Source organism: Antarctobacter aquimaris, from assembly GCF_900184945.1.
Taxonomy (GTDB): domain Bacteria; phylum Pseudomonadota; class Alphaproteobacteria; order Rhodobacterales; family Rhodobacteraceae; genus Maliponia; species Maliponia aquimaris.
In genome coordinates this window covers 1-14,277 of record NZ_FXYF01000020.1, presented here as the reverse complement: position 1 = coordinate 14,277, position 14,277 = coordinate 1, and the positions used below count along the sequence as shown (strand labels likewise).

General features: G+C 68.9%; 14 protein-coding genes. 11 read left to right on the top strand and 3 right to left on the bottom strand.

Annotation, left to right across the window (positions count from 1 at the left end; all coding sequences use genetic code 11):
- The first annotated feature begins 35 nt into the window (after positions 1-35).
- The 10 genes from MAA8898_RS22895 (at position 36) to MAA8898_RS22850 (ending at position 10,803) form a co-directional block, all read left to right on the top strand.
- Positions 36-2,045 carry a dynamin family protein gene (locus tag MAA8898_RS22895; protein WP_176445290.1) on the top strand — a complete coding sequence of 670 codons (2,010 nt, stop codon included), beginning with the start codon at positions 36-38 and terminating at the stop codon, positions 2,043-2,045.
- Positions 2,042-2,923: a GTPase gene (locus MAA8898_RS22890; RefSeq protein WP_094023349.1), complete on the top strand. Its 882-nt coding sequence runs from the start codon at positions 2,042-2,044 to the stop codon at positions 2,921-2,923. Before MAA8898_RS22895 ends, MAA8898_RS22890 begins: the two co-directional genes overlap by 4 nt.
- Before the next feature lie 60 nt (positions 2,924-2,983).
- Positions 2,984-3,331 carry a hypothetical protein gene (locus MAA8898_RS22885; RefSeq protein ID WP_094023348.1) on the top strand — a complete coding sequence of 116 codons (348 nt, stop codon included), beginning with the start codon at positions 2,984-2,986 and terminating at the stop codon, positions 3,329-3,331.
- A complete protein-coding gene (locus tag MAA8898_RS22880; RefSeq protein WP_094023347.1) occupies positions 3,328-4,089 on the top strand; it encodes a hypothetical protein in 762 nt (253 codons plus the stop codon). Before MAA8898_RS22885 ends, MAA8898_RS22880 begins: the two co-directional genes overlap by 4 nt.
- Before the next feature lie 150 nt (positions 4,090-4,239).
- Entirely contained in the window at positions 4,240-5,856 is a 1,617-nt protein-coding gene (locus tag MAA8898_RS22875) for a peptide ABC transporter substrate-binding protein (protein WP_094023346.1), read from the top strand.
- Positions 5,857-5,919: 63 nt separating this feature from the next.
- Positions 5,920-6,849, top strand: a complete 930-nt coding sequence (locus MAA8898_RS22870) for an ABC transporter permease subunit (RefSeq protein WP_094023345.1) — start codon at positions 5,920-5,922, stop codon at positions 6,847-6,849.
- Complete coding sequence (locus tag MAA8898_RS22865; protein WP_245853589.1) at positions 6,846-7,781, top strand: ABC transporter permease; 936 nt, start codon at positions 6,846-6,848, stop codon at positions 7,779-7,781. The genes MAA8898_RS22870 and MAA8898_RS22865 overlap by 4 nt, the downstream gene beginning before the upstream one ends.
- Entirely contained in the window at positions 7,778-8,731 is a 954-nt protein-coding gene (locus tag MAA8898_RS22860) for an ABC transporter ATP-binding protein (protein ID WP_094023344.1), read from the top strand. The genes MAA8898_RS22865 and MAA8898_RS22860 overlap by 4 nt, the downstream gene beginning before the upstream one ends.
- Positions 8,728-9,717, top strand: coding sequence for an ABC transporter ATP-binding protein (locus tag MAA8898_RS22855; RefSeq protein WP_094023343.1), 990 nt, complete (start codon positions 8,728-8,730; stop codon positions 9,715-9,717). Before MAA8898_RS22860 ends, MAA8898_RS22855 begins: the two co-directional genes overlap by 4 nt.
- 273 nt (positions 9,718-9,990) lie before the next feature.
- On the top strand, positions 9,991-10,803 hold the full coding sequence (locus MAA8898_RS22850; RefSeq protein WP_176445289.1) for a methyltransferase domain-containing protein: 813 nt from the start codon (positions 9,991-9,993) through the stop codon (positions 10,801-10,803).
- Here MAA8898_RS22850 and MAA8898_RS22845 read toward each other — a convergent pair.
- Both MAA8898_RS22845 and MAA8898_RS22840 read right to left on the bottom strand, forming a co-directional pair.
- On the bottom strand, positions 10,789-11,595 hold the full coding sequence (locus MAA8898_RS22845; RefSeq protein ID WP_094023341.1) for a glutathione S-transferase family protein: 807 nt from the start codon (positions 11,593-11,595) through the stop codon (positions 10,789-10,791). The genes MAA8898_RS22850 and MAA8898_RS22845 overlap by 15 nt on opposite strands.
- Positions 11,592-12,044 carry a cupin domain-containing protein gene (locus MAA8898_RS22840; RefSeq protein WP_094023340.1) on the bottom strand — a complete coding sequence of 151 codons (453 nt, stop codon included), beginning with the start codon at positions 12,042-12,044 and terminating at the stop codon, positions 11,592-11,594. The genes MAA8898_RS22845 and MAA8898_RS22840 overlap by 4 nt, the downstream gene beginning before the upstream one ends.
- A gap of 114 nt (positions 12,045-12,158) precedes the next feature.
- Here MAA8898_RS22840 and MAA8898_RS22835 point away from each other — a divergent pair, with 114 nt between their 5' ends.
- The gene (locus MAA8898_RS22835; protein WP_094023339.1) at positions 12,159-13,094 is read left to right on the top strand and encodes a LysR family transcriptional regulator; all 936 of its coding nucleotides are present in this window, start codon (positions 12,159-12,161) and stop codon (positions 13,092-13,094) included.
- An 18-nt stretch (positions 13,095-13,112) separates the two neighbouring features.
- Here the strand turns inward: MAA8898_RS22835 and MAA8898_RS22830 are convergent, their stop codons facing one another.
- Positions 13,113-14,030 (bottom strand): dihydrodipicolinate synthase family protein, encoded by a 918-nt coding sequence (locus tag MAA8898_RS22830; protein ID WP_094023338.1) that lies wholly within the window; start codon positions 14,028-14,030, stop codon positions 13,113-13,115.
- Positions 14,031-14,277: the final 247 nt, after the last annotated feature.

Sequence of the window (14,277 nt, the reverse complement as noted above, 5' to 3'; positions counted from 1 at the left end):
GCGGGAGCACAACAGGAACACCAGGGAACAGCATGATGACAACGCACGACAGGCAGCACAGGACGGACCCCGCCACGCAGGCGGACGGCGCGGCGCTTTGCGCCTTTGGCGGGCTGGAGCCGCTGGCCGGGCGCCTGGCCCTGCTGGACAAGCAGCTGATCGAGATCGCCCAGTCGGACGAGGCCTCGATCGCGCACCAGGCGCGCGACCTGCGCCGCCAGATCCGCGAGTTCGATCCCAGCGTGACGCTGATCGGCCAGGTCAAGGCGGGCAAGACCACGCTGGTCAACGCGATGTGCGGCTGGTCCGGCCTGCTGCCGGCCGACGTGAACCCCTGGACCTCGGTCGTGACCTCGCTGCACCTCCAGCCGCGCGGCCGCCCGGCCGACCGCCGCGCCGCCTTTCGGTTCTTCACCAACGAGGAATGGGATCACCTGATCCGCCAGGGCGGCCGCGTGGGCGAGATCGCCGCCCGCGCCGGGGCCGAGGACGAGCTGGAGAAGGTCCGTGCGCAGCTGGACGCCATGCGGGAAAAGTCCAAGGCGCGGCTGGGGCGCAAGTTCCAGATGCTGCTGGGCCAGACGCACGACTACGACAGCTTTGACGAGGAGCTGATCCAGCGCTACGTCTGCCTGGGCGACGATTTCTGGGAAGAGGCGGGCAGCAGCCGCGAACAGGGCCGCTTTGCCGACATCACCCGCGCGGCCGAACTGTGGTTCCCCGGACCGGACCTGCCGCTGGGCCTGTGCCTGCGCGACACGCCGGGGGTGAACGACACCTTCATGATCCGCGAGCAGATCACCATCAACGCGCTGCGCGGCAGCCGGCTGTGCGTGGTGGTCCTGTCGGCCCAGCAGGCGCTGTCCTCGGTCGACCTCGGGCTGATCCGGTTGATCTCGAACGTCAAGGCGCGCGACGTCATCATCTTTGTCAATCGCATCGACGAGTTGGCAGAACCGGTGGCGGCGGTCCCCGAGATCCGCGCCAGCATCACCGAAACGCTCAAGACCTTTGACGGACCACAGGACGCGCAACTGATCTTTGGCAGCGGCCACTGGGCGCAGCACGCGGTGGCCGGCACCTTCGACTCGCTGGGCCCGGACAGCGCGCAGGCGCTGGTCGGCTGGGCCGAGGCGCATGTCGACGGCGGGCTGGCGCACCTGCCGCCGCAAGAGATCGTCTGGCATCTCTCGGGACTGCCCGCCCTGGGCCAGGCCATCGCCGAGCGGATCGAGCAGAGTGCCGGCGCGCGGCTGGAAGACAGCCTGTCGGTCGCCATCGGCAACCTGCGCGCGGGTCTTGCCGCGCAGGGCGTGGCGCGGCAGGAAGGGCCGCTGCGGGTCCGCCAGGCGCGCCTGACCCCGCAGGAGATCGCGCAGCAGTTGGACCAGATCGAGGACCGCGCCTGCGCCGCGCTGGAATCGCGGCTGGCCAAGGTGCACGAAGCCTTTTCGGGGCGTGCCGACAATGCCCGCCGCGCCTTTCTGGGGCGGGCGACCGGATCGCTGGTCAAGCACCTCGAACAGTTCGGAGAGGGCGACGTCTGGACTTATGACCCCTCCGGCCTGCGGATGCTGTTGCGCACCGCCTACACCGTCTTTGCTCAGGGCGCGGGCAAGGCGGGGGCCGAGGTCATGCAGGCGGCGGCGGCGGACATCGGCGCGCTCTACCAGCACGCCTTCGGCCTGCCCGAGGGCGCGCATCCCATCGCCCCGCCGCCGCTGCCGCAGGCGCCCGCGCCGGTGGGGCTGGGCCAGACCATCGCGCTGGACCTGCGCGGCAGCTGGTGGTCGCGTTTCTGGCGCCGCCAGCGCGGTTACCAGGCCTTTGCCGAGGGCTTTGCCCACCTGATCCACGAGGAAACCCTGCCCATCGTCGCCGCGCTGGAACGCGACTGCGCCCTGCCCTTTGCGCAGGAGGTGCGCGGCACGCTCTCCGCCTTTGTCCAGAACCAGCGCGACATCGTGCTGGGCCTGGCCAGCGAGGCCGCCACCGCCCGCCCGCGTCCACCCGCTCCGCAACGCACCCTGAGGTCCGCGCCATGACATCCCACATCGTCCCCGAGACATCGCCGAACCGCACCCCCCGCATCGCCCTGATGGGCGAGTTCAGCGCCGGCAAGAGCACGCTGGCCAACCTGCTGCTGGGTCAGGACAGTTCGCCCGTGCAGGTCACGGCGACGCAGCTGCCGCCGGTCTGGTATCGCGCCGGCGCACCGCAGGCGCAGAGGATCACCGCCGAGGGCGACGCGATGCCCCTGCCGCTGGACGACTGGCGCGGCGTGCGCCCGGGCGACACGCGGATGATCTCGGTCACGCTGGAGGCGGACCTGCTGCACGCCTGCGAGTTGATCGACATGCCCGGCACCTCGGACCCGAACATGGTGCCGGACTTCTGGCAGGAGTATCTGCCGCAGGTCGACCTGGTGATCTGGTGCACCCCCGCCAACCAGGCCTGGCGCCAGTCCGAGGCCGCGCTGTGGGAACAGGTGCCGCCGCAGCTCTGGACCAAGAGCCTGCTGCTGATCACCCGCTGGGACAAGTTGCAGACCGAGCGTGACCGCGCCCGCGTGCTGGCGCGGGTCAAGGCCGAGGCCGGGCCGCTGTTCCGCGAGGTGCTGCCGATCGCGCTGACCCAGGCGCTGGCCGCGCGCGACGATGACGCGGCGCTGGCCGACAGCGGCGCCGCGGCACTGGTGCAGTTCCTCTGCCACGCGCTGGACGGGCTGGAGGCGCCGCCGCCCGCGCCGCGCCCCGCCGCATCGCGACCGCCGGAGCCCGCCGCGTTACGACCGCCGGAACCCGTGGCAGCGCCGGCCGCCCTGCCCGCTCCGGCGGCGCGCCCCGGCAAGATCGTGCCGCGCCGCATCACCCGCGCGCGACCGGACGGCGAGACAGCGCGCGCCGAAGCGCGACCGCATTAGCCCGCGGTAAGGCGGTCTTAACCCGATCCGGGGCATTACCTGTCATGGAGGCCCGACCCCATGACACCCGATGCCCTCGCCCGTTTCCGCGCCCGCTGTCCCGACTGCGAGCTGGTTGCGCTTGTCGATGTGACGGCCGGCACGGTGCTGGCCTCCGATGCCGCGATCCGGCCGGGGCAGGAACGTCTTGACGCGCTCTGCGCCGAGGCGGCCACGCTGTTCGACCTCGGTCCGCCACTGCAGGCGCGGCTGGCCTGTGTTGCCGGTGCGCCGGGCACGCGGGTCTTTCTGCGCGCGCCCGCCGGCGGGGACGAGGCGCTGTGTTGCCTGGTGGCCCCCGGTTCGGACCTCGCCGACACCATCGCCGCGGCTGAGGCACTGTGGACTGAGGCGGAGTCCGGGGCATGAGCGATCGAGCCGAGCTTGCCGCGCTGCTGGCCCGCGCCGCCGGGCACGGCACGCGCCCGCCGCTGTCCTGCCCCGCCTCACCCGAAGAGGCTGCGGGCCTTGTGGCCCATGCCCTGCGCGGCTGCATCGCGCCGCGCCGTCTGACCGTCCGCGCCGACGACCAGCCCTGTCTGGTGGCCGAAGCGGCGGGCGGCAACCTGCTGCGCCTGCTGCACGCCCCGCCACCGTTGGACCGCCTCAGCGGGCGTCCGTTGACCCCGGCGGACCTCGACGCGCTGGCCGATGGGCTGCGGGCCGTCCTTCCCGGCGGCCAGGTGCTGGAGGTGCGTCACGCGCGGCCCGACACGCCGCCCGATCCCCTGCACTCGGGACTCCCCGCGGACCTGCTGCTGTCGCGGCTGGGAATCGCCCCTTTCACGACGGTGGTCCCCGACCCGCTGGACTGGTTCCAGCAGGCGGCCGAGGACATGCTGCTGGCGATCCTGACCCCGGACGCGGCCCCGCAGGTGCTGCACCCTGCCCCGGCGCTGACGGACGCCTTTCTGGAAACACTGTCGGCGGTGCTGGCGCAGCCGGACGGTCCGGCGGCATCGCTGCAAGCGGACGAGATGCTGTTTCTGGATGCAGGCGCGGTCACGCTGGGCCTGACGCGCACCGCGGGCGGCCCCCGCGCGCTGGTGTTCGAGGCGGGCACCGCAGCGGATCTCGCCGGGTTCTGGGCCGGGATGCCGCACAGCCTGGTCCCGCTCGCCGAGTAGGCGCACGCTCCGATTGTACGGGTCGCAACAGGCTGACCTTACGGCGGGCTTGCGCTTTCCCAGAAAAGGCTTTGCATGGCTTCCCATCTCGGGCACGCTGAACGTAAAACAACAAAGCGCGCAGACCGAAACCGAACAAAGGGGAGTCTCATGAAACATCGCTCACTTCTTATCCCGATCCTGCTGTCTTCCACGCTGATGACGGCAGCCTTTGCCGCCGACGTGCCCGAGGGCACGCAACTGGCAGGCGAGCAGGTCTTTACCTACCGCGTGCTTGACGAATTCTCGTCTTTCGACCCTCAGGTGGTCGAGGACGTGAACGGCTCCGAGGTCGTGCGCGACCTGTTCGAGGGGCTCTACAACCAGAACGCCGAGGGCGAGATCGTCCCCGGCGTCGCGCTGAGCCATTCGGTCAGCGACGACAACATGACCTACACCTTTACCCTGCGCGACGATGCCAAGTGGTCGGACGGCAAGCCGGTGACGGCGGGCGATTTCGTCTACGCCTGGCAGCGCGCGGTCGACCCGGCGCTGGCCTCGCCCTACGCCTGGTACATGGAGCTGATGTCGATCGAGAACGGCGCGGCGATCATCGCCGGCGAAAAGCCGATCACCGACCTGGGCGTTTCGGCCCCCGACGACCACACGCTGGTGGTCAAGCTGAGCCAGCCGCTGCCCTATTTCGCCAAGATGGTCAGCCACGCCACCACCTTCCCGGCGCCGAAATGGGCGATCGAAGCGCATGGCGCCGAATGGACCCGCCCCGGCAACATCGTGTCGAACGGCGCCTATGTCCTGACCGAGCACGTGCCCAAGGAACGTTCCGTGCGCGAGCGCAACGTGAACTACTGGGACAACGACAAGACCGTGCTCGACAGGGTCGTGACGCTGGTCATCGGCGACGACGCGCAGGCCCTGACCCGCTGGCGCGCGGGCGAGGTCGAAAAGACCGAGATCCCGACCGGCCAGTACCCCACCCTGAAGGAAGAGTTCCCTGACGAGGCCTATGCCCTGCCCCGCCTGTGCAACTACTACATGACCTTCAACCTCAAGAGCGGCCCCGAGCCGTTCCAGGACGCGCGTGTGCGCCAGGCGCTGTCCTATGCGCTGGACCGCGACGTGATCGTCGAGCGGGTGTTGCAGGGTGGCCAGTTCCCGGCCTATACCTTCACCCCCGGTGCGACCGACGGCTTCGAGATCCCCGAGGTGGCCTATGCCAACATGACCCAGGCCGAGCGCGACGCCAAGGCCAAGGAATTGCTGGCCGAGGCGGGCTATGGTCCGGGCGGCACGCCGCTGTCCTTCACCTACCTCTACAACACCTCCGACGCGCACCAGCAGATCGCCATCGTGGCCAGCCAGATGTGGAAGCAGAAGCTGGGTATCGAGGTGACGCTGGAGAACCAGGAATGGAAAGTGTTCCTGGAAACCCGCGGCAACCAGAACTTTGAACTGGCCCGCGGTGCATGGTGCGGCGACTACAACGAGGCCTCCACCTTCCTCGACCTCCTGACCTCGCAGTCGGGCTACAACGACGGCAAGTTCAACGATGCCCGCGTGGACGAGCTGATGGCCCAGGCGAAATCCTCGCAGAACACCAACCCGCTCTACTCGGAGGTCGAGCAGATCCTCGCCGACGAGATGCCGGTGATCCCGATCTACCACTACTCGACCAACATGATGCTGGACAGCTCGATCAAGGGCTGGCCGGTCGATAACGTCGAGCAGACCTGGTACGCCAAGGACCTCTACAAGGTCGCCGAGTAACCCCGGTTTCCCGAACCGACAGGCCCTCCGCCCCGCTCGGGCGGAGGGCTTTGCGAGGTTGTCATGTTCAACTACACCCTGCGCCGCCTGCTGGCGGTGATCCCGACGCTGCTGGTGCTGATCATCTTCTCTTTCTACCTGATGCGACTCGCCCCCGGCGGGCCGTTCACCTCGGAAAAACCGCTGCCGCCCGCCGTCATGCAGAACGTGCTGGAACGCTACGGCATGGACGATCCGCTGTACGTGCAGCTCTGGACCTACATCAAGAACATCGTCTTTCACTTCGACTTCGGCCCCTCCTTCGCGCAGAAGGACCGCACGGTGAACGACGTGATCGCGCAGGGTTTTCCGGTGACGCTGACCTATGGGTTCTGGTCGGCGGTCTTTGTCCTGGTGCTGGGCATCGCGCTGGGCATCATCGCCGCGCTGAAGCAGAACAGCTTCTGGGACTACGCGATGACGGGCCTCGCCATCTTCAGCCAGATCTTTCCCAACTTCGTGCTGGCGCCGATCCTGGTGCTGCTGTTCACCCTGTCCTGGGGGCTGCTGCCGGGCGGCGGCTGGAACGGCGGGCAATGGCAGTACATCGTCATGCCGGCCATAGCCCTGGGCACCTCCTACATGGCGGGCGTCGCGCGGCTGACGCGCGGCTCGATGCTGGAGGTGCTGAACGCCCCCTTCATCCTGACCGCCCGCGCCAAGGGCCTGCCGCAGCGCACCATCATCTGGCGCCACGCGCTGAAACCGGCGCTGCTGCCGACGCTGACCTACATGGGGCCGGTGTTCGTCTACATGATCACCGGGTCCGTCTTCATCGACGTGTTCTTTTCCACCGGCGGCATCGGCCAGGACTTCATCGACGGCGCCTACAGCCGCGACTACGCCATGCTGCTGGGTCTCGCGATCCTCTACAGCCTGCTGACCTTCACGCTGAACCTGATGCTGGACCTGATGTACGCCTGGATCGACCCCAAGGTGAGGAGCAACCTGTGACCAGCGCCCGCAAACGCCTGAATTCGCCCGAGTTCGCCGAGACCGTGGCCGGAGAGATGGTCGTCTCGCGGTCCTTCTGGGCCGACGCCGGGCGCCGTTTCCTGGGCCACCGGCTGGCGGTCTTTTCGGTCTTCATGCTGGTCGGCCTCGTGCTGTTCGCGGTCTTCGGCCACGCCTTTGCGCGCTGGAGCTACGAGGAGATCGACTGGAACCTGCTGGGCCTGATCAAGACCGAGGGCGGCCCCAGCCTGGAAAACGGCCACTGGTTCGGCGTCGACGAACTGGGCCGCGACCTTTACGCCCGCGTCGTGCAGGGCTCGCGCACCTCGCTGATGGTGGGCTTTGTCGCCGGGCCCATCGCGGTGCTGCTGGGCGCCACCATCGGCGCGCTGGCGGGCTATTTCGGCGGCAAGTTCGACCAGATCGTGATGGGCTTTTACACCATCTGGATCTCGATCCCCTACATCATCTTCTTCGTGGTCTGGCAGGCCTTCTTTGGCCGCTCGCTGTCGCAGATGATCCTGGTCATCATCATCGTGAACTGGACTTCGGGCCTGTTGATCGTGCGCGGCCAGGTCATGATGCTGAAGAACCGCGAATTCGTGGATGCCGCGCGGATGCTGGGGATGTCCGACCTCGCCATCATCTTCAAGCACCTGGCGCCCAACATCCTGTGGGTGATCGTGATCTACACCTCCATCGTCATCCCCGAGGTGATCATGGCCGAAAGCCTGGTGTCCTTCCTCGGCGTCGGCATCCAGGAGCCGAACACCAGCTGGGGCGCGCTGATCTCCGAAGGGGCCAAGACCATGACATTCGGCACGCTGTGGCAGCTGGCCTTTCCGGCGGCCTTCTTCGTCATCGCGCAGGTCTCGCTCTACTACATCGGCGACGGTTTGCGCGACGCCCTCGACCCGAAGGACCGGCGATGACCCTGCTGTCCGTCCAGAACCTGAAGATCCGCTTCCGCACCGGCGACGGCAAGGTACACGCTGTCAACGACGTCAGCTTTGACGTGGCCGAGGGGCAGAAACTGGCCATGGTCGGCGAGAGCGGATCGGGCAAGAGCCAGATCGCGCTGGCCATCATGGGGCTGCTGGCCCGCAACGCCGAGACCGAGGGCCAGGTCCTCTACGGCGGGCGCAACCTGATCGGCCTGCCGCAGTCGCAGCTGAACCGCATCCGCGCCAGGGAGATCGCGCTGATCTTCCAGGACCCGATGAGCTCGCTCAATCCCTACATGACCATCGAACGCCAGCTGGGCGAGGTGGTGGAACTACACGAGGGGACCAGCCGCACGGAGTCGCGCCGCCGCGCGCTGGAGGTGATGGACGCGGTGCGCATCCCCGATGCACGCAATCGCCTGCACGCCTACCCGCACGAGTTTTCCGGCGGGATGCGGCAGCGGATCGTCATCGCCATGGCGCTGATCTGCAAGCCGCGGCTGATCCTGGCGGACGAGCCGACCACCGCGCTGGACGTCACCGTGCAGGCGCAGATCATGGCGCTGCTGGACGAGATCCAGCGCGACATGGGCACCGCGATCCTGCTGATCACCCACGACCTGGGCGTGGTGGCAGGCTTTTGCGACGACACCGTGGTGCTCTACGGCGGGCGCATCATGGAGGCCGCACCCACGTTGCAGCTGTTCGATGCGCCGGGGCACCCCTACACGCGGGGCCTGCTGCGCGCGGTGCCGCGCATCACCGACGGCGGCACGGACCTGGCGGCGATCCCCGGCAGCCCGCCCAGCCAGACCGCCGCGCCCAGGGCCTGCCCCTTTGCGCCGCGCTGCGCCGATGCGGTCGACGCCTGCCACACCACCCTGCCCGAACTCGTCGGTGGCCGCGCCTGCCTGCGCCCGGTGGAGGAGCTGACATGACCACGCCCATCCTCTCGGTAGACGATCTGCACGTCACCTTTCCCGTGCACCGGGGCAAACGCTTTCCCTGGTCGCCGCCGCGCCTGCTGCGGGCGGTCAACGGCGTCAGCTTTGACCTGATGCCGGGCCGGGTGCTGGGCATCGTGGGCGAGTCCGGCTGCGGCAAGTCCACCCTGATCCGCGCCATCGCCGGGCTGGGGCCGCATTCCTCGGGGACAGTCACGCTGGACGGGCAGCAGGTGAACTACCGCAGCCGCGCCGACCTGCAACGCCTGCGCCGCCGGATGCAGATGATCTTTCAGGACCCGATGGCCTCGCTCAACCCGCGCATGACCATTCGCGAGATCGTGGCCGAACCGCTGCTTTACTTCCGCCCTGACCTGGGTGCCGAGCAACGGCGCGAGGCGGTCAAGGCCATGCTGGATCGCGTGGGCATCGCGCGGGCCAACATGAACCGCTTTCCGCACGAGTTTTCCGGCGGCCAGTGCCAGCGCATCGGCATCGCCCGCGCGCTGGTGTCGCGGCCGCAGATCCTGCTGTGCGACGAGCCGGTGTCGGCGCTGGACGTGTCGATCCAGGCGCAGGTGATCAACCTGTTGCGGGCCTTGCAGGCCGAGATGGAGCTGACGCTGATCTTTGTCGCGCATGACCTGAGCGTGGTCCGCCACATCTCGGACGACATCCTGGTGATGTATGTCGGCGGCATGATGGAGATGGCCCCGGCGGCTGACCTGGTGGCGACACCGCGCCACCCCTACACGCAGGCGCTGCTGTCGGCGGTGCCGGTACCCGATCCGCGCCGCAAGGCTGTGCCGCAACTGCTGACCGGCGACCTGCCCAGCCCGATGGACCTGCCCGCGGGCTGCCTGTTCCAGTCGCGCTGCCCCAAGCGGATACCGGACTGCGCCACGATCCGCCCGCCGCTGGTGACGCGGGACGGGCGCAAGGTCGCCTGCCTGCTGGAAAACGCGACAGAGCCGGCCTGAGGTTCCCGAAAGGTCAGAGCAAGCGGGGCCGCGCGCAGCGGACTCAGTCGCGCGGGCGGCTTATGGGGCCAGGAACATCCCAAGCCGCAGGATCGGCATCCCAAACCGCAGGATCGGCCACCGAGTGAACGCTCGGTCATCGCGGGCATGTGCTGTCCTTCCCCAGTGCCGGCGTTGCGGACCCGGCGGGCACGGCTTCGCCCTACCGGCGCAACGGGTGTTTTCCTGACAGACGTGGCATTTGCCTCTATCCTGAGGCGGAAAGGACAGGCCATGCCCGACCTCTACCTGACAATTTCCGACCAGCCCGACACGATGCTGGACGCCATCGCCACGTCGATGGATGCCCGCGCCAACGACCCCGCCATGCGGGACATCTGCGCCCGCTACATGGGCGCGCTGCCGCACGGGGCCGAGTTCCTCGAGATCGGCTGCGGCAACGGCGCCAGCACCGAACTGCTGCTTGAGGCCGCCGGTCCGGCGAAGGTGACAGCGGTGGATCCGTCTCCGGGCCTGCTCGCCCGCGCCCGCCAGCGGTTCGCGCACCGCGACGGCGTCAATTTCGTTCCTGGCGATGCTGTCGCCACCGGACAGGCCGACGCGGGTTTTGACGTGGTGGTGGCGCATACGGTCTATTCGCACCTCGACGCGCCCGAGGCCGCGCTGGCCGAAGCGTTTCGCGTGCTGCGACCGGGCGGCACCCTGGCGATCTTTGACGGGGACTATGCGACCAACACCGTGGCGCTGTTCGACAGGGACCCGTTGCAGGCGGTCATGCAAGCCGCCCAGCGCAACCTGATCCACGATCCGTACATCATGCGCCGGCTTCCCCGCCTTCTGGCAGACGCCGGGTTCGAGGGGCTGCGCAGCACCGCGCACGGCTTTGTGCAGACCGACCGGCCCGACTATATCGAGTCGCTCATGGCCCGGAGCGTGGACGCGGCGGAACGCGCGGGCGAATGCGGAGGCGAGCTTGCCTCGGGGTTCAAGGCCGAGACCGCGCTGCGGGTGGCCAACGGGACGTTCTACGGCGCGATCCTCTTCATCAGCGCCATCGCCCTCAAACCTGCCCTAACCGAGGCGTAGCAACCCCAGCGCCGCGTCGGTCGCCGTCCCGGCGTATTTGTCGCGCGGCGGCCAGGGCCGGTCCTGCCAGGGCGGATCGAAGGCAAAGCTCGACACGCTGCGTCCCGGCACCAACGCGCCGTTGCCCGCACCCAGCGCGTAATCGTGGTAAAGCTTGACGATCTGCTCCTCCGTCACCTGCTGCGCGGCGGGATGCGCCATGCAGGCGGCCCGCCAGTCCCGCACCCGGGCATAGGCATCGTCGGAGGGCAGGTCGAACCCCTCGTAATACCCGAGAAACCAGAACCGCATGAAGATCGGCGTGAAAACCGCCTCGGCCAGGCCGAATTCGTCGAACAGCCACGGCCCCCCGGCGCCCTCCGCGCGCAGGAAACCGTCAAGGTCGCGGTAGAGCGCCAGCATCTTGTCGCGGTGCGCCCCGCGTGCGTCGGGATCCTGGTTCATGACCCAGAGATAGCCGGCCATCGTGAACGGGCCTTCCTTGACGATCAGCATGGATTCCACCGCGTGTTCCAGCGGATCGGCGCGGCGCAGGCGCGGCCCCGGCAGTACCTCGTCGAGGTAGCGCAGGATCACCAGGCTTTCCTTGAGGATGACCCCGCCCGGCGTCTCCAGCACCGGCAGCGCCGTGGTGCCGCGTGTCTTGGCCAGAAGTGCGGGATCGCGCGGGCGGGTGATGTCGACCACCTCGAAGCGGACGGCGTCCTGCTGGTCCCGCAGGGCCAGCAGGATCTCCAGCCGCTGGGAAAAGGGGCAGACGGGGATATGGTAGACGGTCGGCGTATCGGTCATGACTGCGGCTCCAGTGGTGGTCCGGTAAAGCTGAGGTTGTGGCGCGCGGCGGCCGCGCCGATGGTCGCCATGTCCTGCGGGATGCGGAGCTGGCCCGCCGCCATTTCGGCAAAGAAGCCTTCGAAGCCACCCGGCGTCAGGATCACCAGGTGTCGGCTGGGCTCGGTGCCGACGACGACAAAACTGTGCTCGGTGCCGCGCGGGACAAAGACGCTGTCGCCCGGCCCGGCCAGCCGCTCCTGCCCGGCGATCCACAGCTTGCAGGTGCCCGAGAGCATGACGAATGTCTCGTCCTCGGCATGGTGGACATGGCGCGGCGGGCCGCTGCCGACAGGGGACAGGCTGTCGACGATGGACAGGGCGCCGCCGCTGTCCTCGGAGCGCAGCAGGGTGCGGTAAAGCGTGCCATCCCACGCCAGCGTGCCGGTCTGGGAGGCAAGGTCTTTCATGGTGTCGGTCCTCAGCGGGTCACGGGGGGCCGAAGGCGCCTTCGTTGACATCCAGCCTAGCAGGGCATCAGGGTATCGTTCAAATCGCCGTTTGGGATAAAGGCTATCGGCCAGATGAATTTCGCCACCTTCGACCTGAACCTGCTGCGCGTGCTGGATGCGCTGTTCCGCGACGGATCGACGGTCAAGGCCGGGGCACGTCTGGGCCTGTCGCAGCCGGCGGTGTCGGGCGCGCAGGGGCGGCTGCGGCACGCGCTGTGCGATCCGCTGTTCGTGCGGCAGGGCAACCGGCTGGTGCCGACCTCCCACGCCGAGACGCTGCGCGACGGGCTGGCTGATGAACTGGCGCGGATCGAGGCGCTGCTTGCGCCGCCGCAGGCCTTTGACCCCGCCACGGCGGAGGGTTCGTTTCGCATCGCAGGAAGCGATTTCTTTGCCGAACTGCTGATGCCCCGGCTGGGCGCGCTGCTGAGCCGCGAGGCACCGGGCCTGCGCGCGCAACTGGTGGACCTGGTGCCGCAGGACTACGTCGCCAGTCTCGAGCACTACCCGGCGGACCTGGCGCTGATCCCGGACACGCCCCTGCCCGGCTGGATCGCCCATCAGCCGCTGTTCCGATCCCCCTTCGTGGTGATCGCGCGGGCCGGTCACCCTGCGCTGGACGGGTTGGAGGAGGGCAGCACGATGCCGATGGACACCTTCTGCGCCCTCTCCCACGTGCTGTTCTCGCCCGAGGGCAACCTCAGCGCCATGGGCGACGCGGCCCTCGCGCGCGTCGGGCGCGCCCGGCGGGTGGCGATGACGGTGCCGGTGTTTTCCGGCGTCTGCCGGGTGGTCGCTGCCAGCGAGTTGATCGCGCTGGTGCCGCTGCAACTGGCGCGCGCGGTGGCGGCCAGCCTGGGCCTGCGGGTCTTCACCCCGCCAATGCCGCTGCCCCCGGCGCAGATCGTCGGCATCTGGCACCGCCGCGCGGACTCTGCCCCCCTCGCCCGCTGGATGCGGACCCAGGTCTTTGCCCTGCTGCAAGAGCTGGAGGCGCCGGGGGCGTGACCCCGCGGGCGGCGCCAGTCAGTTGCCCCAGCGCAGCGCGATCACATCGAGATCCCCCGCCAGCTGCAACAGCCGCGCCCGCGTCCGGTCGGACAGGGGACTCAGCGGATGGCGCACGTGGTCCGAGCCGATCACCCCGCCCGCCATCATCACCGCCTTGGTCGCGCGCAGCCCGCACTGGCGGTTCTCGTGGTTGATCAGCGGCAGGCAGCGCGCCCATTGCGCCAGCGCGGCCTGCGCGTTGCCGGCCAGGTAGTCCGTCACGATGGGGCGGATCTGTTCGGGAAACAGGGCCGAACTCATGGTGCCGGTGCAGCCCGCATCGAGGTCCGCCAGCAGCGTGACCGCCTCCTCGCCGTCAAACGGCCCGATGATGTCCGCGCCCCCGGCCGCGATCAGCGCCGCCAGCTTGTCGGCGGCAAAGGGCGTCTCGATCTTGAAGTAGCTGACATTCTCGATCTCGCGCGCCATGCGCGCCAGCACGGGCACCGGCAGCGTCACGCCCGACAACGGCGCGTCCTGCACCATGATCGGGATCGTCACCGCGTCCGACACCGCCTGGAAATGCTCGACGATCCGCGCCTCGGGCGGCACCAGCCCGACGCCATGGTAGGGCGGCATCATCATCAGCATCGCCGCGCCCATCGCCTGCGCCTCGCGCGCGCGGGCGACCACGATCCCGGTGTAGAAATGGCTGATCGTGACGATCACCGGCACCCTTCCGGCGACGTGTTCCAGGCACAAACGGGTCAACAAGGCACGCTCGGCGTCCGACAGCACGAACTGTTCGGAGTAGTTGGCAAGGATACAGATCGCGTCCGAGCCCTGGTCGATCATGCAATCGAGCACACGGCGCATCCCTTCCTCGTCGACGCGACCGTCGGCGTAAAACGGCGTCGGCGCCACGGGGAGTATCCCGGTCAATCGATCCTTCATCGTGATGTCCTTTCTTGCACCTTGCGGCCGCGCCGCCTGCCCCAGGATGTCGCAGTCCCGCGCCCGCCTGTCGACCTCGGCGGGGGGGGGCGGCCCCGCCGGGGGGCCGCGGGGGGGGGGGGGGGGGGGGCCCGCGGGTGGGGGCCCCCCGCCCCCCCCCGCTGGGCGGTGCGCGCCCCCCCGTCCGCCGGGCGCGCGAGCTCGCGCGCGACGCCGCGGTTCTCGACCCCCCACCGATCGCGTCTTC